This window comes from Bacillus sp. N6, from assembly GCF_052805735.1.
Window position 1 is genome coordinate 3738183 of sequence record NZ_CM127843.1, and the last position, 24543, is coordinate 3762725.

Here is a 24543-nt window from a genome sequence, read left to right on the forward strand (position 1 = left end):
AAGATCACCCATAAGGGTAATCTTTTTTATACTTCCATAATAATCGGTAAAATCATAGGTTTTCTCTTTGTCTCTTCGTACAAGAACTGTCCTAATAATTCACGAATATTTTGTTTTAACATTGACCATTCAATCGAATACTCTTTAATTGACTGCTCAACAATCATACGTACAATCTCTGTAGATCGTTCAATTAACGCTTCTGATTCACGAACATATACGAAACCACGTGAAATGATTTCTGGACCAGAGATAATTTTCTTTTCATCTTTACCAAGTGTTACAACAACTACTAATATTCCATCTTGAGATAACATCTTTCTATCTCGAAGAACGATATTACCAACGTCACCTACACCTAATCCATCAATTAAAACATTACCAGCTTGTACTTTACCGACTAAGTTCGCTTCATCGTCACCAAAAGCAATTACATCGCCTTTTTCTACGATAAAGATATTTTCTCTTGTAATACCTACATCTTCAGCTAAATACGCATGTGCTTTTTGCATACGAAACTCACCATGTACGGGTACAAAGTACTTCGGTTTCATTAAATTTAACATTAATTTTAATTCTTCTTGGCTACCGTGACCTGAAACGTGAACTTTTCTTTCGCCGTAATAAACAACTTCAGCTCCAGCTCTAAATAACAAATCAATAATTTTTGATACAGATATTTCATTACCCGGAATTGGCGAAGCAGCAATGATAACAGTATCACCTTTACGAATTGAAATTTGTTTATGTGCTTGTTTTGCCATTCTAGATAGAGCAGCCATCGGTTCACCTTGACTACCTGTCGTTAAAATAGCTACCTTTTTCTCTGGGAAGTTGTCTACTTCTTGTAATGAAATAACCATACCTTCTGGAACATCTAAATAACCAAGACGTCTTGCAATGTCTACTACTTTCACCATACTACGTCCTACTACCGCTACTTTTCGCCCTGTTTCGGCAGCTGCATCAAATACTTGTTGAATACGATGTACATTCGATGCAAATGAAGCAACGATAATACGACCTTCTGCGCCGTAGAACACTTTAGAAATTTCTACACCAACTTCTTTTTCTGAACCTGTATACCCTGGACGCTCTGCATTTGTACTATCAGATAATAGGCAAAGTACACCTTCATTTCCGATTTGCGCCATTTTCCCAAGATCTGCTCCACTATTTCCAATTGGAGTTTGATCGAATTTAAAGTCTCCCGTATATACGATTGCACCTTTTGATGTATGGAAACAAACGCCAACAGAATCCGGAATACTATGTGTCGTTCCGAAGAATGACACTGTTGTAGTGTTAAACTCTACTGTTGAATTTGAATCGATTGTTTTTAGGTCTACACGGCCTAACATGCCCGCTTCACCAAGTTTTTCTTGTATAAGTCCTACTGTTAATTTCGTTGCATAGACTGGAATAGATAATTTACGAAGCACATACACAATTCCACCAATATGATCTTCATGACCGTGAGTAATAAATAAACCTTTTACTCGCTCTTGATTTTCCACTAAATATGTAATATCAGGAATAACGATATCAATTCCAAACATTTCATCTCCCGGGAACATTAACCCCGCATCTACGATAAAGATTTCAGAATCAATTTCAACACAGTACATGTTTTTCCCGATTTCACCTACTCCACCAAGAGCAAATACTTTAACAGACTCATTCTCTTTTCTCTTCATGTTGTTGCCTGGTTTAAAAATCTTGCAAACACTGATTTCACTAAAATTGCAGAGACACCAGGGGAAACTCTACAACCACCATATTTTCACCGTCCAAGACGAATGTCCTTACCGTTATGCGATATCATGTCCTTGTTTATTTTTTAAACCAGGTTTCACCTCTCTTTCATTATATAAATCAAATATCTTATTCGATATGATATGAAAATTTAATTAAATTATAATTTTTCCCAATTTTGCTAAGCATACCCGTACTAAGCTACTTAGCCATATTATACCTGATACAAGAAATAGAACACAAGTTAAATCGTGCGAAAGAAAGAGGAAAAGAACGGAATGACAACAAAAGTATCGAACGTATTTCCTTTATATTTACTCCGATTTTATACTCCATATTATTTTGAAGAACTAGCCATACATACGCTAAATTCATTTCATAATAGGGAGTTTCAAGATTTATTTTTCTAGAATCCAACAAAAACACTTACAAAATGGAGTTTTTTTATGAATTACGTCACATTTGAGGGGATTTCTCTAAAAACAGACACCATAGTTTATTACGTTTATGCCATAATATCTATCATTTTTTGACTCAGTTAAAGGGGTACGATTATTTTCTTATACACATAATGAAGAAGCGATTAATATTCTTATAAGAACACATATAAGTAAGAAAAAGAGGAAAAGATTTGCATATAATAAAAAATGACCTAGTCCTACACTAGGTCATTTTTTATTAACGAGGGATAGATTGCATTACAGATTGTAACGTTACTCTTTCTTCTTCTGTTAATGGAAGAAGTGGTAAACGTACAGAACCTACATCTAATCCAACCATTTGTAACGCTGTTTTTACTGGAGTTGGACTTGGCGCCATAAATAATGAATCAGTTACTCTTACAAGTAATTGATGTAATTTTTGTGCCTTTTTAAATTCTCCTGCTTGAAATGCTGTAATCATTTCTTGCATTTCGTTTCCGATAACATGAGAGGCTACCGAAACGATACCTTTCGCTCCAACTGCCATAGCTGGTAACGTTAAACCGTCATCACCGCTGTATACCGCAAAGTCGTCCGCTGTTTTTTCAATGATTTCTGTCATTGTTAACACATCGCCGCCGGCATCTTTAATAGCAACAATGTTTTCTATTTCTGATAAACGAACAACTGTATCAACGGAGATTTGTACAATAGATCGTCCTGGAACGTTATATAGCATAACCGGAAGCGGCGTGCTTTCAGCAATTGCTTTAAAATGCTGATACATTCCTTCTTGACTCGGTTTGTTATAATACGGTGCTACTAGCATTACTGCATCCACACCAACTTCTGTTGCCTTTTTAGTTAAGTCAATAGAAGCATGCGTATTATTGCTACCTGTTCCAGCGATTACGGGCACTCTTTTATCGACAACAGATACGACATGGCGATATAACGCTACTTTCTCTTCTGAAGTTAATGTAGGAGATTCTCCTGTCGTTCCTCCTACCACGATTGCTGTTGTACCGTTATCAATTAAATAATTTACCAATTTCGTTGTCTTTGCAAAATCGATATTCCCGTTTATATCAAACGGTGTTACCATCGCGGTTGCAATTGTCCCAAAATCTATCATGGTCTCACTCCTTATTGTTCCAGTTGCTTTTCTTTTGAAAGCTCAAACGCACTATGTAATGCATTTACAGCCTCCACTAAATCAGTTTCTTTTACAAGAACCCAAATTGTTGTATGACTATCTGCCGATTGCAGGATTTGAATACCTTTTTCCGCTAAAGCTGTAACGATTTTCGCAGTAACCCCTGGGTATCCTGCCATTCCAGCTCCAACGATAGATACTTTCGCACAATGCTCTGTCACAATTGGCTCATATCCAAGGTTCTTTAATAATTTAACTGCATGACTTGATACATTATCACTCACCGTATATGCTACACCAGTAGGTGAAATATTAATTAAATCGACACTTATTCCTTCGTTCGCCATCTCTTTAAACACATGTTGTTGCAAATCATATGCCGTTTCTTTTGCAAGCACTTTAATTTGCGTTACGTTTGATACGTGGGCGATACCTGTAACAGGACGTTCTTCTACATCACGACCTCTTGTAGCACCGTCATATGCTGAAATAAGCGTACCTTCACTATCAGAATACGTAGAACGTACACGAAGTGGCACTTTTGCATGCATCGCAATTTCAACTGCACGTGGATGAACGACTTTCGCACCTTGATAAGCCATGTTACAAATTTCGTTATACGTTACAGTTTGAAGATGACGTGCATCTTTTACAATACGAGGATCCGCAGTCATAACACCTTCTACATCAGTGAATATATCGATGTATTCAGCATGAAGTGCAACACCTAATGCTGAAGCTGAAGTATCACTACCTCCGCGTCCAAGTGTTGTCGTATCACCTTTTTTCGTTTGCCCTTGGAATCCTGTAACGACGATTACATCTACATTTTCTAACTCTTCATGTATACGATCGCAATTCATTTCAATAATCTTTGCATTCGTAAAGTCATCATTCGTTACAAAACCAGCTTGTGCACCATTTAATGCTGCTGCTTTTACACCGTTCTCATTCAACATATTAGAGAAAACAATTGCAGAGATCAACTCTCCGCACGATAATAATAAATCTTGCTCACGTTTAGAAATAGTAGATTCCTCTTGATTTACAAGACTTAATAACGTATCCGTTGCATATGGTTCACCTTTACGACCCATAGCAGATACGACAGTAACTACTTTATAACCAGCAGCTAATGATTTCTTTATATGATGAAGCGCATGCTTACGTCCATTGTCATCACGTACTGATGTGCCACCAAATTTTTGAACAATTATTTTCATATTTTGCACCTTCTCTTAGCCGTTTACACTAATTGTAATTTTACTAAGCGCTCTGCAATTTGAACAGAATTCCATGCAGCGCCTTTTAATAAGTTATCAGATACGACCCAAAGATGGAATCCTTTATCGTTATTTAAATCTTTACGGATTCTTCCAACGAATACTTCGTTTTTACCTACTGCAGTAGCTGGCATTGGATATAACTGCTCTTCTGGATTATCTTGCAGAACAATACCTTCCGCATTTGCAAGTAAGCTCTTTAATTCTGCTACTGTTACGCCTTCTTTTTCTACTTCGATGTAAACAGACTCAGAGTGTCCTGATACAACTGGTAAACGTACACATGTTGCCGCTACTTCTAATTCAGGCATATGCATAATTTTTTTTGTTTCGTTAATCATTTTCATTTCTTCAAATGTAAATCCATTATCTTGGAACTTATCAATCTGTGGAATCGCATTAAAAGCAATTGGGAAATGCTTCTTATCACCTGATACAGGAAGAACATTTGCCTTAACTTCTTCGCCATTTAAGATTGCTTGTGATTGTTCATGAAGTTCTTCAATAGCTGCCGCACCAGCACCTGATACAGCTTGATATGTGGAAACGATTACTCGTTTTAAACCATATTGCTGACGAACTGGCTCAAGAGCTACTACCATTTGAATTGTAGAACAGTTTGGATTTGCAATAATACCATTATGTTCTTTTAAGTCGTTTTCATTTACTTCAGGTACAACAAGTGGCACGTTTTCTGTCATACGGAATGCACTTGTATTATCAACAACAATCGCACCGCGTTTTGCTGCTTCTGGCGCTAATTGTTTCGATACAGATCCACCAGCACTAAATAGTGCGATATCTACTCCTTCAAAGCTTTCAGGAGTTGCCTCTTGAACTGTAAATTCTTCGCCTTTAAATACAAGTTTCTTACCTGCAGATCGTTTAGATGAAAGTAACGTTAATTTCCCGATTGGAAATTCTCGTTTCTCTAAAGTATTTAACATTTGTTCACCAACTGCGCCGGTTGCTCCAACTACAGCGACATGAAAAGTTTTTTGCTTTTCCATCACTATGCCCCTTTCTAGATACCAATCCTTCTATAACTTAGAATCAGAAGGAGTATACAATACCCCTTCTAATCTTAATAACGTTAATTTTATCATATTCTACAGTAAGAATGATGGTTTCATCAAAAATTGTCCGTTTTTTTTCGTTTTTTAATTCATATATCTGAATTTTTCTACGACCACCGGTTGCAATTGCTTTCCTTGCAGCGCTTCTAATACTGTATCTTCCAGTAACTCCATACGAGCTACCATTGAGTTCGGTTTTTTCTCTGGCGCATCTTGACCGAATGGGACGAAATAGATATTTTTTGTGGCCATTAGGCGCATGAGATTTACCCCATTTAATCCTAAAGCATCATTCGTCGAAACTGCCAATACGACAGGCTTGCCATTTCTTAGCGTCGCTTTTGCTGCCATTAGTACTGGAGAATCTGTCATTGCATTTGCAAATTTACTCATAGAATTTCCTGTTAAAGGAGCGATTACCATGCAGTCTAATGGAATTTTAGGTCCAAGTGGCTCTGCTCCAACAATTGAATTAATTGCTTTAAAACCTGTTATTTCTTCAATCTTCTTAATCCACTCTGCTCCTTCTCCAAATCTAGTATTTGTTGATTGAACAGTGTATGAAACAACGGGACGTACTTCTGCCCCTTCAGCAATTAATTTTTCTAAGTGCGGCATAACTTCCTCATACGTACAATGTGAACCCGTAAATCCGAAACCAATTCGTTTCCCCTTCAAACTCATTTCTTTTCCTCCTCCTTTGCAATTGCATCTGCTGCTAATAACTGAGAAAGAACATTTGCTAAAATTTGCCCAGCCGTTTTGGGAGCAACAATACCTGGTAATCCAGGTGCTAGCAACGCTTTGACTCCTCTTTTTTCCGCATATCTAAAGTCAGTACCGCCTGGTTTAGAAGCTAAATCAATCACTAACGTATGAGCTGGCATTTTTGCAATAACATTCGCTGTTACAACGAGGTGCGGAATTGTATTGATTACAATATCGATATTTCCTACTTCTTTCTCTATGTCTTGCATATGAAAAGGAGAAAACATCATTTCTGTAATACGTGCAATATGTTCAGATCGTCTTGCTCCAACTTTGACATGGGCTCCTAATGATTGAAATGCTCTCGCAACACTCATTCCTGTTCTACCAAATCCTAGAACCATTACATTGGACCCATGAATTGTATAGTCGGTATGTTGAATTACCATCATTAATGTACCTTCTACAGTTGGAATAGAATTGTATATTGCCACATCATCACGATCAAATAATTTAACAAGTTTTCGGTTCGTAGTAGATACGAGATTTTCCAAGTAAGGTGTACCAATACCCGAATATATAGTAAAGTGTTCTGGTGTATTTTCAATTTGTTCTTTCGTTATTGAAACTTTTTCATTTGAAAAAATAGTATCTACTTCTCCTTTAGCATTTGTACCTGCAACCGGCAAAATAATTGCGTCTACAGAAGTGAAATCTAAATTTTGTATACTTTCTTTTGCTGCCCCTGTGAAACCATGATCTAACTGATCAAACCCTATCAAAGAAAGTTTCGCATCCAATTCAACTAGCTTACGAATTACTTCTAGCTGCCTTGCATCTCCTCCTATGACAGCAATATGCATCTCAGTCAACATTCCCTAATTCACCTTCTTTTTCTGTCATTTATAAGAAAAGTGCCTACTTTTTCTTTTTCCTCCACATCATATGTAATGTACGAGTTTATGGTGATTGAAAATCCAAATGCACATATGATTTATCAGGTTTCTATGTAGATACAAAAAAAGATGACCAAAATGGCCATCCTTCACTCCGAATTTGAACGATCTATACTATCACAAAGAAGCATATCATGTCCGACTTTCTTTATTTGATTCCATGCCACCCTTACTTCTTGTGGTTCCTTTTTAAAACCTCCCCACTTCCCTACAGGTATTATAAGTGTTTGTATTCGTCCGTCTTTCTCATTAATCTCTAAATCCATATAACCTAAGACTCCCATTTTTTCCGCTTTTTCTATATCTACAACCTCTTTACCACTTAATTCACTTAATCGCATACATACTCCACTCCCCTACTGAATTTTTCATTTGCATTGTCTATAATTAGTACCTATTCTATATGTATAAAAAAAATAACCTTCTCTCATTTAAAAAGAGAGAAGGTTATTATCAGATACATCATAAAAATCGATTATAGTTTTATTCCTTTTGGAAGTTTTCCGTCTGGACTAATAAGTGCCGCAGAGAATTCATCAGTAAACATGTTGCGAATTAATCCGTCCACATTTTCTTTTGTTACAGTGTTTACACTTTCAATAATCTCATCAAGTGAACGATGTTTACGAAGAAGCAATTCATTTTTACCGTTACGACTCATACGGCTATTTGTACTTTCTAAACTTAACATTAAGTTTCCTTTTAATTGCTCTTTACTATTCATAAGCTCTTTTTCTGTAATACCTGTATTTTTCAATGTCTCTAATGTTTCTTGCATTGTTTCATACAGTGTATCTAATTGTTGGCTACCTGTTCCACCGTAAAGTGTTAACATACCTGTATCTTCATAAGAAGAGTGGTAAGAAAATACCGAGTAAGCTAATCCACGTTGCTCACGTACTTCTTGGAATAAACGGCTACTCATGCTACCGCCTAAAACATTATTTAATACAATTAAGTTATAAATATCTTCGTGTCCCATTTGTAAGCCTTTATATCCTAGACATAAATGAGCTTGTTCCGTTTCCTTTTTACGGGCTACCTTATTGAAATGGAAAATTGGGCTATGTACTTGTTCACGGTTTGTTGTTCCTTCATAACTACCGAAATATTGCTCCACTGTTTGTAAAAATGCTTCATCAATATTTCCTGCAACTGATACAACTACATTTTCAGGTGTGTAATGATCTTTTATATATTGACGTAACGTATCACCTGTAAACGTATTAAGCGTTTCTTCTGTTCCTAAAATAGGATATCCAAGTGGATGCGTTTCATATGTTGCTTTCGTTAACATATCATGCACAATATCATCTGGCGCATCTTCGTACATTTTAATTTCTTCACATACGACATTCTTCTCTTTTTTCAGTTCTTCCTCATCAAATGTTGAATTAAAGAACATATCTGCTAAAACATCTAAAGCATATTTAGCATGCTCATCTAATACTTTTGCATAGTAACAAGTATATTCTTTTGAAGTAAATGCATTCACTTGACCACCAATGCTATCAAATGATTCTGCAATCTCTCGTGCACTACGTGTTTCTGTCCCTTTAAAGAACATATGCTCTAAAAAGTGAGAAATCCCATTATTTTTTTCATTTTCATTTCTTGATCCCGCATGGATCCAAATACCAATTGCAACCGATCTTACAGTTGGTATATTCTCCATAACTATTCTTACACCATTTTTACAAGTATATTTTTTAATCAAAAACTTTCCTCCTACTGCCAGTTTCTCTAAATAAAACGCTATTATTTAATGATAACAAGTTTAAGGATGAATGTCATGCAAATGTATTTAATCCACACGTTTTTCATCCAGTAATTCAGTTATATTCCCCACTTTATATCCTTGTTCCTTCAATTTTATAATCATTGTTTCTAAAGCCTCTGCTGTAGACGAAGTAGGATGCATTAATATGATAGCACCTGGATGTATTTTTCTCATTACTCTCTGCAATAGTACATCCGGCTCAGGTCGCTTCCAATCAATCGTATCTACAGTCCACATAATCGTTCCCATTTGAAAATCATCTGCAATCTTTACGACTTCATCTCGAAAGCTTCCACTCGGCGGGGCAAACCATCTTACTTTTTGATTCGTTGCTACTTCTATCATTCGATTTGTTTTTTGTAACTGATCTCGTATTTCATCTGACGATAACGTTTTCATATTAGGGTGTGTGTATGAGTGATTTCCAACTTCTTGTTTTGCATCGACAATCATTTTTGCAAACCGCAAATTTTCTTTCACCCAACGTCCTTCTAAAAAGAAAGTGGCCTTCACATCATGCTTTTTCAAGATTTCTAATATGCGAGGCAAATACTCATTTCCCCATGCCACATTTATTGTTAATCCTACCATCTTTTTATTTGGATGCCCTCTATAAATTGGAGCTGGTGATAAATCTTCCAAATGAACACTCGGTGAGACTTCTTTGAATTCAAGATATTTTTGATCAAATTCCTTTAGCTTCTTCATATTATTATACGATGCTTCAATATCCACTTGTCTTCCATTATATCCAGGTGTTGCCTTCCATATTTTATCGATCATCGCATTTTGAGGTGCAATCTCATACTGTTTTGCATGCTTTTGAATTTCTTTATGCAAGTTATCTTGTGCAAAAACAGAATAAGAGCCTAAACTGACATATAAAGAAAATATACATATGTATGCCAATATACGAACTTTCATATAAACCCTCCCAAATTAACTATATAAAAACATTTTCTTCTTATCTTTGTTAATTTGAGCGTTATAATGAAAACTATACCTATACCGACATAAAAATATATGAACATCATGTTTTTTACATAACAAAAAAAGCCAGTTTAACTGGCTTTTACTTATTGCTGCTCTTGTTTGTTTTCTTCTTTAGCAGCTTCTTTTTCTTGCTCTTCTTTTAGCAATACTTTTCTAGATAGATTTACGCGACCTTGCTTGTCAATCTCGATAACTTTAACTGTAATTACATCACCGATTTTCACAACGTCTTCTACTTTACCTACACGCTCAAGTGCAAGTTCAGAAATATGAACTAATCCATCTTTACCGCTGAATAATTCAACGAAAGCACCAAATTTCTCAACACGCTTCACTTTTCCTTCGTAGATCTCACCTACTTGTACTTCGCGAACGATATCTTCGATAATCTTCTTAGCTTTGTCGTTCATTTCTTGATTTATTGATGAAATGAATACTGTACCATCTTGCTCGATGTCAATTTTAACGCCAGTTTCTTCAATAATTTTATTGATTTGTTTACCGCTTGGTCCAATAACGTCACGGATTTTATCTGGGTTGATTGTCATTGTAATAATCTTTGGAGCGTAAGCTGATAATTCAGTACGTGGCTCTGCAATAACAGATAACATATGATTTAGAATGTGCACACGACCAATTTTCGCTTGTTGTAATGCCTCTTCTAAAATCTCACGTGATAAACCATCGATTTTAATGTCCATTTGCAGCGCAGTTACACCTTGTGCTGTACCTGCTACTTTAAAGTCCATATCACCTAAATGATCTTCCATACCTTGAATATCAGATAAAATTGTGTAATGCTCACCAGATTTAACCAGACCCATTGCAATACCTGCAACTGGAGCTTTAAGTGGAACACCCGCATCCATCATTGCTAAAGTACTACCACAAATACTTGCTTGTGAAGTAGAACCATTTGATTCTAATACTTCAGATACAAGGCGTACTGTGTATGGGAAATCTTTTTCAGATGGAATTACAGGCTCAAGTGCGCGCTCTCCTAGTGCACCGTGACCAATTTCACGACGACCTGGTCCACGCATCGGTCTTGTTTCACCAACACTAAATGATGGGAAATTGTAATGGTGCATAAAGCGTTTTGATTCTTCTACACCAAGACCATCTAAAATTTGCACATCGCCTAATGCACCTAATGTACAAATACTTAATGCTTGTGTTTGTCCACGTGTGAATAAACCAGAACCGTGTGTACGAGATAAAATACCAACCTCTGATGCTAAAGGACGGATTTCGTCACCTTTACGGCCATCTGGGCGAATTTTTTCAACTGTAATAAGACGACGTACTTCTTCTTTTACAATTTTATATAAAATCTCATTTACTTGTCCTAATGTATCAGCGTCAGCTTCCTCAGCTTCGTAATGCTCAATTACACGCTTTTTCACTTCGTTAATTGCATCTTCACGTGCATGTTTCTCATGTACTTGAATTGCAGAATGCATATCCTTCTCAGCCATTTCACGTACAGCTTGATTAAGATCAGCGTCAACTTCATAAAGTTTCACTTCTGATTTCTCTTTACCTACAGCTTGTACAATCTCTTCTTGGAATGCAATTAAACGTTTAATTTCGTCATGCCCAAACATAATTGCTTCTAACATTGTTTCTTCAGGCACTTGATCTGCTCCTGCTTCAACCATGTTAATCGCATCTTTCGTACCAGCTACAACTAAGTGGATATCACTTTGTTCTTGCTGTTCTACTGTTGGATTAATAACGAATTCGCCATTAATACGACCAACTGTCGCACCAGCGATTGGACCTTCAAATGGAATATCTGAAATCGATAACGCTAATGAAGAACCAAGCATAGCTGCCATTTCAGAAGAACAATCTTGATCAACACTCATTACAATGCTGACAACTTGTACTTCGTTACGGAAACCATCTGCGAATAGCGGACGAATTGGACGGTCGATTAAACGACTTGCCAAAATTGCTTTTTCACTTGGACGACCTTCACGCTTAATAAAACCGCCAGGAATTTTTCCGACTGCATATAAACGCTCTTCATAGTTCACTGTAAGTGGGAAAAAATCTACATTTTTAGCTTCTTTTGATGCAGTTGCTGTAGATAGAACCGCTGTATCGCCATATCTTACTAATACTGCTCCGTTCGCTTGTTTGGCAAGCTGACCAGTTTCAACTGTTAGCTGGCGACCAGCTAAATCTATCGAGAAGACTTGCTTTTCTTGACTCATTTAAGTACCCCTCTCAATTTAAAGTATTCAATTCTTCTATGTAAATGGATAGTATATCACAATATTCTACCTCTAGTATTGCCTAAAATTAAGTAAGCTATAAAGCGTAGAAGATATATTTTTACCTAACAAAAAAGCGGGAATATTCCCGCTTCTTTGACTATCGACGTAAGCCAAGCTTTGTGATTAATTCACGGTAACGTGTGATATCGCTATTACGAAGGTAAGTTAGTAAATTACGACGTTTACCAACCATCTTTAATAGACCACGACGTGAATGATGATCTTTCTTGTGAGTACGTAAGTGCTCGTTTAGAGTGTTAATTTGCTCCGTTAGGACAGCAATTTGAACCTCTGGAGAACCAGTATCAGTCTCATGAGTTCTAAATTGTGCAATGATTTCATTTTTACGCTCTTGTGTTAAAGCCATCCTATTTCACCTCCTATTAATTAAACCCCCAATTACCTAGCAAGCGTCGGTGAGTCGCAATGCCAAGCAATGGTTGTCATAAAGTACATAACATAGAATACTACTTTTCATTTGAAAAAGCAAGTATATTCTTTTCGCTCGCAAAATATTCTTGTGCTGTTTTCTTATCTTTTGCGATTTGTTCAACTAACTCATCAATGCCATTGAATTTCTTCTCTTCTCTTATACGCATATGCCACTCTACTGTAACATTTTGATCGTATATATCTTTGTTAAATTCAAATAAGTGCACTTCAATTGATAATTGGCGCCCATCTTCTTTAAAAGTCGGTTTATATCCAATATTACATACACCATCGCACCATTCATCGTGAACTTTTAATCTCACTGCATAAACACCTACAGGTGGCAATAAATACTCATCACTTAAACCTACATTAGCTGTTGGAAAACCAATTTGACGCCCACGTTTGTCGCCGTGTATAACTGTTCCCGTTACAGTATAGGCTCTACCTAAAATAGATGGAATTTGTTCCATTTCGCCATTTCGAATTAACTTTCGTAATGCTGTAGAACTTACTTTCTCTTCTTGAAATTCAACTTTTTCAATCACAGTCTGTGTAAACTCCCCTCTTGCATGAAATGGTAAAGTCTCCATCTTTCCTTTTCCTAAACGTCCATATGAATAATCAAACCCTGCTACTACATGCTTTACATTTAAACCAATAATATAATCATCTACAAATTGTTGTGGTAATAACCCTGCAAATGATTCATCAAATTTAATCACATATAATATATCGATTCCTAAGCTTTCGACTATTTTTTCTTTATCACGCATTGGTGTAATATACTCCACATGCGCATCCTTTTTCCCTAAAACAACAGATGGATGAGGATGAAATGTCATAACTGCACTTTTATATCCTCGGTCGTCCGCTATTTTTTTCGCAGTTCGAATTACACATTGATGTCCTAAATGAATGCCATCAAAAAATCCTAATGCCATTACAGTAGGTGGTAATTCTAATTTATTTTGTTCATGTGGATGAGTTAAATGAATAAGTTTCACGCTTGAATTCACCTTTTTCTGTAATAATCCTTCCAATAATTCATTATAGCTTTAGTTCTTGATTATTCACAAGTACTTTCATTGGCTTTAACATGCCAGGATGTTTCGGATGATGTTCATAAATTGCTAAGCAACGATCATTTTTATCAAACACTGTAATAAATGGTGCTGTTATTTCTAATTCATTCTTTAAGAACATACCATTCTTGATTTTCTCTGCTTGCTTTTCATCTACAACCATTTTTGGAAACTTACTTAATGCTTCATCAATTGAAATGAAGATAGACTCTACTGTTCCATTTTGCACGTTTTCTTCAATTTCTTCAAATGATATGCAATCTTCTAATAAAAATTCACCAGATGCCGTTCTTACAAGGTGAGACATATGTGATGGGAAACCAAGTTTCTCCCCGATCATTACCGCTAACGTTCTTACATATGTTCCTTTACTACACGTTACACGGAAACGGAATGAAATATTTTCTCCTTCAAAAACTTCACGGTCATCAAGTAATACGAATTCATGAATCGTAATTGTACGAACTGGACGTTCCACCTCTTGTCCTGCTCTTGCATATTCATATAATTTTTTCCCGTTTACTTTTACAGCTGAGAACATTGGTGGCATTTGTTCAATCGTGCCTGTTAATTCCGCTAGTACCTCTTCTACTTCTTTACGTGTAATAACACGGTTTACATCTTGTTTCTCCACAACTTCACCAGATGCATCTTCTGTTGTTGTTGAAAACCCTAATGTTACTTCACCTTCATATGTTTTCGTTTCACTTGTTAAAAATTGTGCAATCTTCGTTGCTCTCCCCACACAAAGTGGTAATACTCCCGTTACATCTGGGTCTAATGTTCCCGTATGACCAATTCTCTTTTCTCGCAATATCTTTCTTAATTTAAATACACAATCATGTGATGTCATGCCTTTTGGCTTATGTAATAATACTACACCTTCCATATATGTTCACCTCATCATAATTCTTTCGTAGTAAATATCCAAAACTTATTTTGCATTGAAAAAATGGATAGACAAATGTCTATCCATTATTCTTCACGTTTACCGTCTTTATTAATTTCATGTAAAAGTGTATCAATTCGATGACCATATCCGATAGACTCATCAAACTCAAAGGTAATTTCCGGTGTTTTACGAAGACGAATACGTTGGCCAATTTCTGAACGAATAAAGCCTTTTGCCTTCGCTAAACCTTTTAACGTATTTTCTTTCTGTTCTTCGTCACCTAAAACAGAAATATATACTTTGGCAATTTGCAAATCACCACTCACTTGTACATCTGTTACTGTAACAAATCCGATACGTGGGTCTTTAATTTTACGACTAATGATGTCGCCTAATTCTTTTTTCATTTGCTCGCCTACACGGTTTGCACGTAATTTCATAACTCTTCACCTCATTCAATACCATTCCAATTGTGTTATCGTACGTTCAATTTCAGGAAATGAATCGATGTACTCCAGTACACGATTCATTTCTTTTTCACAGATAACACGATTTGAGGATACGGAAACAACCGCAATTTCTGTACGTTGCCATACATCTTGATGCCCAACTTCAGAAACAGCTACATTATAGCGCTGTTTCACACGAGTTAGCACTCGTTGCAAAATTGCCCGTTTCTCTTTTAAAGAATGCACATCGTAAATCATACACTCGAATGAGAGTGAAGCGACAATCATCGCTTCACTTCTTCCATAACGTATGCTTCAATGATGTCCCCTTCTTTAAGGTCATTATATCTCTCAATTGTAATACCACACTCATAGTTTTGTGCAACTTCTTTTACGTCGTCTTTGAAACGTTTTAACGTATCAAGTTGTCCTTCGAAAATTACGATACCATCGCGGATAATACGAACGCCACTATCGCGTGTAATTTTACCGTCAATTACGTAACAACCTGCGATTGTTCCAACTTTTGTTACCTTGAATGTTTGACGAACTTCCGCTTGACCGATTACTTTTTCTTCGAATTCTGGATCCAGCATACCTTGCATTGCTAATTCAATTTCTTCGATTACTTTGTAGATAATGCGGTGTAAGCGAACATCAACGTTCTCTAATTCAGCTGTACGCTTCGCGTTCACATCCGGACGTACGTTAAATCCAATTACAATTGCATTAGATGCAGAAGCTAAAATGATATCAGATTCTGTAATCGCACCTACACCAGTGTGAATGATTTTAACTTTTACGCCTTCAACATCAATTTTACGAAGTGACGCTGCCATCGCTTCAACAGAACCTTGTACGTCTGCTTTTACGATTAAGTTGATTTCTTTTACATCGCTCTCTTGGATTTGTTGGAATAAATCTTCAAGGCTTAATTTAGATTTCTCACCACGTTGTGCAACTAACGCTTCTTGTGCACGTGATTCACCGATTTGACGAGCTTTCTTCTCATCAGCGAATGCCATGAAACGATCTCCAGCCTGTGGTACTTCATTTAAACCTGTAATTTCAACAGGAGTTGATGGACCAGCAACTTTTACACGACGACCAATATCACTTACCATTGCACGAACACGTCCGAATGAAGTTCCAACAACGATTGGATCTCCAACTCGAAGTGTACCGTTTTGAACTAATAATGTCGCGATAGTTCCTTTACCTTTATCAAGCTGTGCTTCAATTACAGTACCCGTTGCATAACGATTTGGGTTTGCTTTATATTCTTCTACTTCACTTACAAGAAGAATCATCTCTAGCAAGTTGTCAATTCCCTCGCCTTGGATTGCAGAAATTGGTACGAAAATTGTATCTCCGCCCCAAGCTTCTGGAACTAATTCATATTCTGTTAATTCTTGCATTACACGATCAGGATTCGCCGCTGGTTTATCCATTTTATTCACAGCAACAATAATTGGTACTCCAGCTGCTTTTGCATGGCTAATCGCTTCAACTGTTTGAGGCATAACACCGTCATCAGCTGCAACAACAAGGATTGTAATATCAGTTACTTGCGCACCACGAGCACGCATCGTTGTAAATGCCGCGTGACCAGGCGTATCTAAGAATGTAATTTTCTTATCATTTACTTCAACTTGGTATGCACCAATATGCTGAGTAATTCCACCCGCTTCGCCAGCAGTTACTTTTGAATTACGAATTGAGTCAAGTAATGTTGTTTTACCATGGTCAACGTGTCCCATAATCGTAACAACAGCTGGACGCTCTTTTAAGTTTTCTTCATCATCTTGCTCATCAATGAATGTTTCAAACTCAGTTTCACTTACAACTACTTCTTCTTCTACTTCAATACCGTAATCAGTAGCAATTAACTCAATTGTATCTTTATCCAAGTCTTGGTTAATTGTTGCCATAATTCCAAGCATGAAGAGCTTTTTAATAATTTCAGATGGCTCTTTACTTAACTTTTTAGCAAGTTCACCTACTGTAAGGCTTCCAGAGAAAGTAATTTTATCTGGTGTTTCTACTATTTGCGTTTGTTGTCTTCCAGCAAAGTTATCTTGACGTTTGTCTTCATTTCCTTTGCCTTTTTTCTTTTTCTTATTGCTGTTCTTTTTACTGCGAACAACTTTCTCTTCTACTTCAAACTCATCTGCAACAGAAGGTTTTTCCGCTCCAGTGTTATATTCATTATCTAATTTATTTACTACTTCATCTTCTAACATTGTCATATGATTCGAAACCTCGATATTCATCTCTTTAAGTTTTGTCATAAGATCTTTACTTGAGATATTATTTTTTTTTGCATATTCATGTACTCGAATTTTACTCATACCTTCACCCCCGGTAATTTGTATCGAGCATGCTACGTAGCTTTTTCGCAAAGCCTTCATCTAACACAGCTACAACGACTCGCTCGTCTCTCCCAATCGCATGCCCTAATTGTTGTCGATTTTCGACTTTTTTCATTGGTACGTTGTAGTACGTCGTTTTATCAGTGATACGTTTAGTAGTGTTCGCTGACGCATCTTCAGAAAGCAATACGAGCTTTGCTTTACCACTTCGTACTTCTTTTAAAACGAGTTCTTCACCCGAAATGATTTTTCGAGCGCGATTTGCTAGTCCTAAAAACGATTTCCAATCGGACACTTATTTCGACTCCTTCTCAACAAGCTCAAGAAGCTCTTCGTACAGAGAACTGTCGATTTTCGCTTTTAGATGATGTTCCAAAATGTTTTTCTTTTGGGCTTGCATAATGCATTCTTTATCTTTTGACAAATATGCACCTCGTCCTGATTTTTTTCCAGATAAATCAATAGACACTTCGCCCTCTTTGGAACGAACAATGCGAACGAGCTCTCGTTTTGATTTCATCTCTTGCGTCGCGATACATTTTCGTAACGGAACTTTTCGATTGCTCATACTCATCACCTCTATTCGATTTCGTCTTCAACTGAATCGAATCCGAATGCGATTACGCTATCTTCTTCTGTTACAATTCCAAGTTGTTTCGCATCAGACTCACTTTTAATATCAATTTTCCAGCCTGTTAATTTAGCTGCAAGACGCGCATTTTGTCCACGCTTACCGATAGCTAATGATAGCTGGTGGTCTGGAACAACAACAGTTGTTGCTTTTTCATCTTCATCTACAAGTACTTTAACAACTTGTGATGGGCTTAAAGCATTTGCAACATATTCAACTGGATCATTTGACCAGCGAACGATGTCAATCTTTTCACCTTTTAGTTCATCTACAACACGTTGTACACGTTGTCCTTTCGGTCCTACGCAAGAACCAACTGGATCAACATCAATGTTTTCTGCATGCACAGAGATTTTAGAACGATCTCCTGCTTCGCGCGCTACAGAGCGAATTTCTACAGTTCCATCATAAATTTCTGGAACTTCCATTTCGAATAAACGTTTTAAAAGACCAGGATGTGTACGTGATACGTAAATTTGTGGTCCTTTTGTTGTCTTTTCTACTTTTGTAATAAATACGCGAATACGATCATGTGGCTTATATTGCTCATTTGGCATTTGCTCACTTACAGGTAATAAAGCTTCTACTTTACCTAAGCTTACGTAGATGAAACGAGCATCTTGGCGTTGTACAATACCAACCATAATGTCTTCTTCACGATCACTAAATTCTGAGTAAATAACACCACGTTCTGCTTCACGAACTCGTTGTGTTACAACTTGTTTTGCAGTTTGCGCTGCAATACGACCAAAATCTTTTGGCGTTACTTCAATTTCTAGTACGTCGCCATCTTGGTAGTTTGGATTAATTTGTCTTGCCTCTTCTACAGAGATTTCAAGACGTGGATCAAACACATTATCAACAACGTCCTTACGTGCTAAAACTTGAATTGTTCCCACTTCTGGGTTAAAGCTCACACGAACGTTTTGTGCTTGGTTAAAATTGCGTTTATAAGCAGAGATTAACGCTGCTTCAATCGCATCAATAATAATATCTTTACTAATACCTTTTTCTGACTCTAATACGAGCAAAGCATCTAACAACTCAGTGCTCATGAAGATCCCCCTTCTTACTAAAACGTAACAGCAAGTCGCGCATTTGCAACTTTATCCATTGGAATTTGGATTTCTTTTTTACGTGTTTTAATTGTTAATAGTAGTGTAATTGTAGTACCGTCGTAGGAAAGTAACTTTCCTTCAAACATCTTTTCGCCATCAATCGGCTCATATGTTTTAATTGCCACTTGTTTTCCTACCGCTTGCTGGAAGTCTTTCTCTTTCTTTAATGGGCGTTCTGCTCCAGGAGATGATACATCCAAAAAGTAAAGGTGAGGAATTGGATCCTCTTTATCTAAAGCTTCGCTTAAACGTTCACTTACCGCACCGCATTCTTCAATGTCGACTCCCTTTTCAGAATCGATGAATACGCGTAAGAACCAGTCTTGTCCTTCTTTCACATACTCTACATCTACAAGTTCAAGATTTAACTCTTCAACGATTGGCTGCGCAAATGCTTCTACAACTTCTGTGACTTTCTTATCCATAAACAGCCTCCTTCCTGCCGCCATGTACCATTTACAAGAAAAGATCCCGTTCATAAAGACGGTCTATCTTATTCTTTCTCGTTAGCTAACAAAAGCCCCTGCCGTTAAGCAGGGAATATCTGTCTTAGTATTACCAAATTTAAGAAGTAAAACTTGTAACAAAATATGTATATACGACAGAAATGTCTTTACTATCTACATGAATAAAATGTAGATAGTAACACGAAAGAGTGGGTTTCCCCACTCTCTTTTTCACAAAATATACATGACATGGTTATCTCGGTTTATAGTATACCATAGCAAATATTGATTTGCAAAGACTTTTCCTACCTATTAGAACAGTGATAATTGGTTTTGATCCGGCAAATCTCCTAAACAACCTTGGCTATCTAAATACTCAATAATTGTTTTCGAAACCTTACTTCGTTGCTGTAAGTCTTCTTTTGATAAGAAGTCTCCATTTTTGCGCGCTTCCACAATACTTAAGGCTGCGTTCGTACCAAGACCAGGCACTGCATTAAACGGAGGGATTAATGAGTCTCCATCAATAATAAATTCCGTTGCATGCGAACGGTATAAATCAACCTTTTGGAATGAGTATCCACGCTCGCACATTTCAAGCGTCATTTCTAGTACCGTTAATAAACTTTTCTCTTTCGGCGCTGCATCCAATCCTTTTTGAGCTATTTCATCAATTTTCACACGTATGGATGCTGAACCTTTCGCCATCGCCTCTACATCAAAATCATCTGCACGGACTGTAAAATATGCCGCATAGAATAAAAGTGCAAAATGTACTTTAAAGTATGCGATACGCACAGCCATAAGTACGTAAGCAGCCGCATGGGCTTTAGGGAACATATATTTAATCTTCTTACATGAATCAATATACCAACCTGGTACATTATTACCTTTCATGTCATCTTCCCATTCTTCCGGTACACCTTTACCTTTACGAACCGACTCCATGATTTTGAAGGCTAATGATGGATCTAAACCTTGATAGATTAAATATACCATGATGTCATCACGACAACCGATAACTTCACTCAGCGTACATGTACCGTTATAAATTAACTCATTTGCATTACCCAGCCATACGTCAGTACCATGTGACAGCCCAGAAATTTGGACCAATTCTGAGAATGTCGTTGGTTTTGTCTCTTCTAACATCTGTCTTACGAATTTCGTACCGAATTCTGGGATACCAAGTGTACCTGTTTTACAGTTAATTTGTTCTTCCGTTACCCCTAACGTTTCTGGACCAGAGAAAATTTTCATTACCTCTGGATCATCCGTTGGGATTGTTTTCGGATCAATACCACTTAAATCTTGTAACATACGAATAACGGTCGGATCATCGTGTCCTAGTATATCAAGTTTCAATAAATTATCATGAATCGAGTGGAAGTCAAAATGCGTTGTTCTCCACTCAGCACCAATTGAATCAGCAGGAAACTGTATTGGGGAGAAATCAAAGATATCCATGTAATCTGGCACAACGATTATACCACCTGGATGCTGTCCAGTTGTACGTTTTACCCCTGTACATCCCGCTACTAAGCGGTCAATCTCTGCATTCCGAATTGTTAAATTGTGATCATTTGCATAACCTTTTACATATCCATAAGCTGTTTTTTCCGCAACTGTACCAATCGTTCCAGCACGGTATACATAATCTTCACCGAACAGTACTTTCGTATAGTTATGGGCACGTGGTTGGTATTCCCCGGAGAAGTTCAAATCGATATCGGGTACCTTATCTCCTTTGAATCCAAGGAACGTTTCGAATGGGATATCATGTCCATCTTTTACATATGCCACATTACATGTCGGACAATCTTTATCTGGTAAGTCGAAACCAGAGCCTACCGAACCATCATTAAAGAATTCAGATTGCTTGCATTTTGGACAGACATAGTGTGGTGGTAATGGGTTTACTTCTGTAATTTCCATCATCGTTGCAACGAACGATGAACCTACTGAACCACGCGAACCTACTAGATATCCGTCGACTAACGATTTTTTCACAAGCTTATGTGAGATTAAATAAATAACGGCAAATCCATGTCCAATAATACTTTTCAATTCTTTTTCTAAGCGAGCCTCTACAATTTCTGGTAGTTCTTCACCGTATATACTGCGTGCCATTTTATAACTCATATCACGTGTTTCATCATCGGCACCCTCAATTTTTGGTGTATATAGATCATCTTTTACCGGATGAACATCACCAATTAATGACGCAACTTTTTGTGTATTCGTTACAACAACTTCTTTCGCTTTGTCCTCACCTAAAAATGAAAAACACTCTAGCATTTCATCAGTTGTACGGAAATGTACTGGCGGTAATGAATGTCGATTTAACGGATTTGCCCCGCCCTGTGAACTAACTAAAATTTTACGATACATTGCATCTTCTGGATCTAAGTAATGCACGTTCCCTGTAGCGACAACTAGTTTATCTAACGTCTCACCTAGTTTTACTAAGTTAGAGATAATTGTTTTTAATTGTCCTTCATCTCGAACGAGTTCACGCTCTACTAAATGACGCAACACCTCTGGAGGCATTACTTCAATGTAATCATAGAACTGTGCAATTTCTTCTACCTCTTCAGGAGCTTTTTGCATCATTGCCTCAAATACTTCACCTTTATCACAAGCCGTTCCTACTAAAATTCCTTCACGGTATTTTTTTAATAGTGACCTCGGTACTCGTGGTACACGGTAAAAGTAATTAAGGTGAGAATATGAAACAAGTTTATATAAATTTTTCAACCCAACATCTGATGTGGCAAGTAACGTCATATGACTTGGACGGCCACGCTTATACGCATCCCCTTGTCCCATGCTATCATTTAATTGATCGTGATATTCAAATCCCTTTTCAATTACATCTTTCAACATTTTCACAAGTAAATATCCCGTCGCTTCTGTATCATAAATCGCACGGTGATGTTGCGTTAATTCAATATCAAGTTTTTTACACATCGTATTTAATCGATGATTTTTCATTTCTGGGAATAAGAATCGTGCAAGTTCTAACGTATCAATAACGGGGTTATTGGTTTTTTCTAACCCAGCCTTTTTAAAACCTACGTTAATAAAGCCCATATCAAAGCTTGCATTATGGGCAACAAGTGTATGGTCACCCATCCATTCCTCAAACTTTTTAAACACTTCGTCCACTTCTGGTGCATCAGTTAACATATCATCTGTAATACCTGTTAATTCAATAATCGTCGCTGATAATGGTTGATGTGGATTTGCGAAAGATTCAAAGCGATCAATGATTTCGCCACCCTTTACTTTTACGGCAGCCAACTCAATGACTGTGTCGTATACAGCTGATAAACCTGTCGTCTCAACGTCGAAAACAACATACGTTTCCTCTGCAAGTAAACGATGCGCCTCGTTATACGCTATCGGTACACCATCATTAACTAAATTCGCTTCTACACCGTATATAACTTTAACTCCAGCTTTTTTCCCCGCAGAATATGCCTCCGGGAACGACTGAGCCACAGCATGGTCTGTAACCGCAATAGCTTCATGTCCCCATTTACCAGCTTGGGCAACAAGCCTAGAAACAGGAGTAACAGCATCCATTTGGCTCATCGGAGTGTGAAGATGAAGTTCTACACGCTTTTCGCCTTCTGGCGCTTTATCTTTACGAGACGGCCCTGTTATTTCATTAATATCATTTGCAATCATTACTAAATCTCGAACGAATGTATCGTTTTGAACAGAACCACGCGCTTTCACCCACATTCCTTTTTTCAAGGATTGCAGCATTGGAATATCTTCTTTGTCACGCGAGAACATTTTGATCATAATAGAATCCGTATAATCCGTTATTTTTAAAGTTAATAACGTACGCCCACTACGAAGCTCTTTTGTTTCTACATGGAAGACATATCCTTGAACCGTTTTTCTTCTTTCTTCATCTTGAATTTCTCGCATCGGTGTAATCTCTTCATCCGGCTTAATAAGATACCCGAGTGTAATCGGTCCTTCATGCACAACGCTGCTTTCTTCAGCTTGCTTCTTCGCCATTTCTTCCATAGCTTGTATAACACGCTCGCGGTCTTCTTGCTGCGTTTGCTCACGAAACTTTTGCATTTCTTCTGCATTTTGCTGTATATGTGTGTCTAACTGGAAACGCGGGAATCCAAAAGCTTCGTATTGATCCCCCACTGGTTTCGCAACGTTTTTCTTTAAAGCAGTAGACTCCAGCTCATTATTTACATTTATTAACAACTTCACTCCGTTCACCTGCGGAAGTTGCTTCTTTAAGTACGCGAACATGGGTGAAAATGTAATTCGTTCCGTACAAAGTGGCCAATACGCCCTTACTTCTTCTTCTGTAAATTGTTTATTCTCTGTTTCTAATGCAAATGTTGTTCTTGCAATATGAGAAAATGATTGCTTAAGCTTTGTTTCTAGCAATTCATATAATTCTGTAGGCAAAATACGTGGCACTTGTAAATCAAAATGCCAACTTTTATTCGCTTTATCAATAACGAGCCTTTCAATACCACCGCCTTGTAAATATTGATTTATAAGGTCGTCTGGTATTTGCAACTGCTGGAGCAAAATTTGAAATCGCTCTTGTTGTTCATTTGTTAAAGACATAAGCACTCTCCTTCCATTTGCTATTATAAATTGAAACGTACTACAAAGAAAGATTTCTTCCTTCTTCTTTTACAAAATACGTTTACAAAG

General features: G+C 37.2%; 21 protein-coding genes. All 21 read right to left on the reverse strand.

Annotated features, from left to right (window positions below; genetic code table 11):
* Positions 1 to 26: 26 nt before the first annotated feature.
* The gene (locus tag ACUXVC_RS19105; RefSeq protein ID WP_000823089.1) at positions 27 to 1697 is read right to left on the reverse strand and encodes a ribonuclease J; all 1671 of its coding nucleotides are present in this window, start codon (positions 1695 to 1697) and stop codon (positions 27 to 29) included.
* 736 nt (positions 1698 to 2433) lie between these two features.
* Positions 2434 to 3312, reverse strand: a complete 879-nt coding sequence (gene dapA / locus ACUXVC_RS19110; protein ID WP_000564763.1) for a 4-hydroxy-tetrahydrodipicolinate synthase — start codon at positions 3310 to 3312, stop codon at positions 2434 to 2436.
* Positions 3313 to 3323: 11 nt separating this feature from the next.
* The gene (dapG, locus tag ACUXVC_RS19115) at positions 3324 to 4556 is read right to left on the reverse strand and encodes an aspartate kinase (RefSeq protein ID WP_071729816.1); all 1233 of its coding nucleotides are present in this window, start codon (positions 4554 to 4556) and stop codon (positions 3324 to 3326) included.
* Positions 4557 to 4579: 23 nt separating this feature from the next.
* Entirely contained in the window at positions 4580 to 5626 is a 1047-nt protein-coding gene (gene asd / locus ACUXVC_RS19120) for an aspartate-semialdehyde dehydrogenase (RefSeq protein ID WP_000414846.1), read from the reverse strand.
* Positions 5627 to 5776: 150 nt separating this feature from the next.
* A complete protein-coding gene (gene dpaB, locus ACUXVC_RS19125; RefSeq protein WP_000053596.1) occupies positions 5777 to 6376 on the reverse strand; it encodes a dipicolinate synthase subunit B in 600 nt (199 codons plus the stop codon).
* On the reverse strand, positions 6373 to 7275 hold the full coding sequence (gene dpaA / locus ACUXVC_RS19130; RefSeq protein WP_000954735.1) for a dipicolinic acid synthetase subunit A: 903 nt from the start codon (positions 7273 to 7275) through the stop codon (positions 6373 to 6375). The genes dpaB and dpaA overlap by 4 nt, the downstream gene beginning before the upstream one ends.
* Before the next feature lie 170 nt (positions 7276 to 7445).
* Complete coding sequence (locus ACUXVC_RS19135; RefSeq protein ID WP_090977198.1) at positions 7446 to 7697, reverse strand: YlmC/YmxH family sporulation protein; 252 nt, start codon at positions 7695 to 7697, stop codon at positions 7446 to 7448.
* A 134-nt stretch (positions 7698 to 7831) separates the two neighbouring features.
* Positions 7832 to 9073 carry a M16 family metallopeptidase gene (locus ACUXVC_RS19140; protein WP_000593001.1) on the reverse strand — a complete coding sequence of 414 codons (1242 nt, stop codon included), beginning with the start codon at positions 9071 to 9073 and terminating at the stop codon, positions 7832 to 7834.
* Between the two features lie 87 nt (positions 9074 to 9160).
* The gene (locus tag ACUXVC_RS19145) at positions 9161 to 10060 is read right to left on the reverse strand and encodes a polysaccharide deacetylase family protein (protein WP_095690294.1); all 900 of its coding nucleotides are present in this window, start codon (positions 10058 to 10060) and stop codon (positions 9161 to 9163) included.
* Positions 10061 to 10212: 152 nt separating this feature from the next.
* Positions 10213 to 12351 (reverse strand): polyribonucleotide nucleotidyltransferase, encoded by a 2139-nt coding sequence (gene pnp, locus ACUXVC_RS19150; RefSeq protein WP_000076745.1) that lies wholly within the window; start codon positions 12349 to 12351, stop codon positions 10213 to 10215.
* Positions 12352 to 12511: 160 nt separating this feature from the next.
* The gene (rpsO, locus tag ACUXVC_RS19155) at positions 12512 to 12781 is read right to left on the reverse strand and encodes a 30S ribosomal protein S15 (RefSeq protein ID WP_001229392.1); all 270 of its coding nucleotides are present in this window, start codon (positions 12779 to 12781) and stop codon (positions 12512 to 12514) included.
* A 100-nt stretch (positions 12782 to 12881) separates the two neighbouring features.
* Positions 12882 to 13853, reverse strand: coding sequence for a bifunctional riboflavin kinase/FAD synthetase (ribF, locus tag ACUXVC_RS19160; protein ID WP_095690293.1), 972 nt, complete (start codon positions 13851 to 13853; stop codon positions 12882 to 12884).
* 43 nt (positions 13854 to 13896) lie between these two features.
* Entirely contained in the window at positions 13897 to 14820 is a 924-nt protein-coding gene (truB, locus tag ACUXVC_RS19165) for a tRNA pseudouridine(55) synthase TruB (protein WP_000399362.1), read from the reverse strand.
* Positions 14821 to 14906: 86 nt separating this feature from the next.
* A complete protein-coding gene (rbfA, locus tag ACUXVC_RS19170; RefSeq protein WP_000776437.1) occupies positions 14907 to 15263 on the reverse strand; it encodes a 30S ribosome-binding factor RbfA in 357 nt (118 codons plus the stop codon).
* A 15-nt stretch (positions 15264 to 15278) separates the two neighbouring features.
* Positions 15279 to 15560: a DUF503 domain-containing protein gene (locus tag ACUXVC_RS19175; RefSeq protein ID WP_000634350.1), complete on the reverse strand. Its 282-nt coding sequence runs from the start codon at positions 15558 to 15560 to the stop codon at positions 15279 to 15281.
* On the reverse strand, positions 15557 to 17623 hold the full coding sequence (infB, locus tag ACUXVC_RS19180; RefSeq protein ID WP_000036347.1) for a translation initiation factor IF-2: 2067 nt from the start codon (positions 17621 to 17623) through the stop codon (positions 15557 to 15559). The genes ACUXVC_RS19175 and infB overlap by 4 nt, the downstream gene beginning before the upstream one ends.
* Positions 17624 to 17627: 4 nt before the next feature.
* On the reverse strand, positions 17628 to 17939 hold the full coding sequence (locus ACUXVC_RS19185) for a YlxQ family RNA-binding protein (protein ID WP_001286522.1): 312 nt from the start codon (positions 17937 to 17939) through the stop codon (positions 17628 to 17630).
* Positions 17940 to 18212, reverse strand: coding sequence for an RNase P modulator RnpM (gene rnpM / locus ACUXVC_RS19190; protein WP_000071125.1), 273 nt, complete (start codon positions 18210 to 18212; stop codon positions 17940 to 17942).
* A gap of 11 nt (positions 18213 to 18223) precedes the next feature.
* Positions 18224 to 19330 carry a transcription termination factor NusA gene (gene nusA, locus ACUXVC_RS19195; RefSeq protein WP_000102598.1) on the reverse strand — a complete coding sequence of 369 codons (1107 nt, stop codon included), beginning with the start codon at positions 19328 to 19330 and terminating at the stop codon, positions 18224 to 18226.
* 17 nt (positions 19331 to 19347) lie between these two features.
* Entirely contained in the window at positions 19348 to 19818 is a 471-nt protein-coding gene (rimP, locus tag ACUXVC_RS19200; protein ID WP_000359095.1) for a ribosome maturation factor RimP, read from the reverse strand.
* 333 nt (positions 19819 to 20151) lie between these two features.
* The gene (locus ACUXVC_RS19205; protein ID WP_095690290.1) at positions 20152 to 24453 is read right to left on the reverse strand and encodes a PolC-type DNA polymerase III; all 4302 of its coding nucleotides are present in this window, start codon (positions 24451 to 24453) and stop codon (positions 20152 to 20154) included.
* Positions 24454 to 24543: the final 90 nt, after the last annotated feature.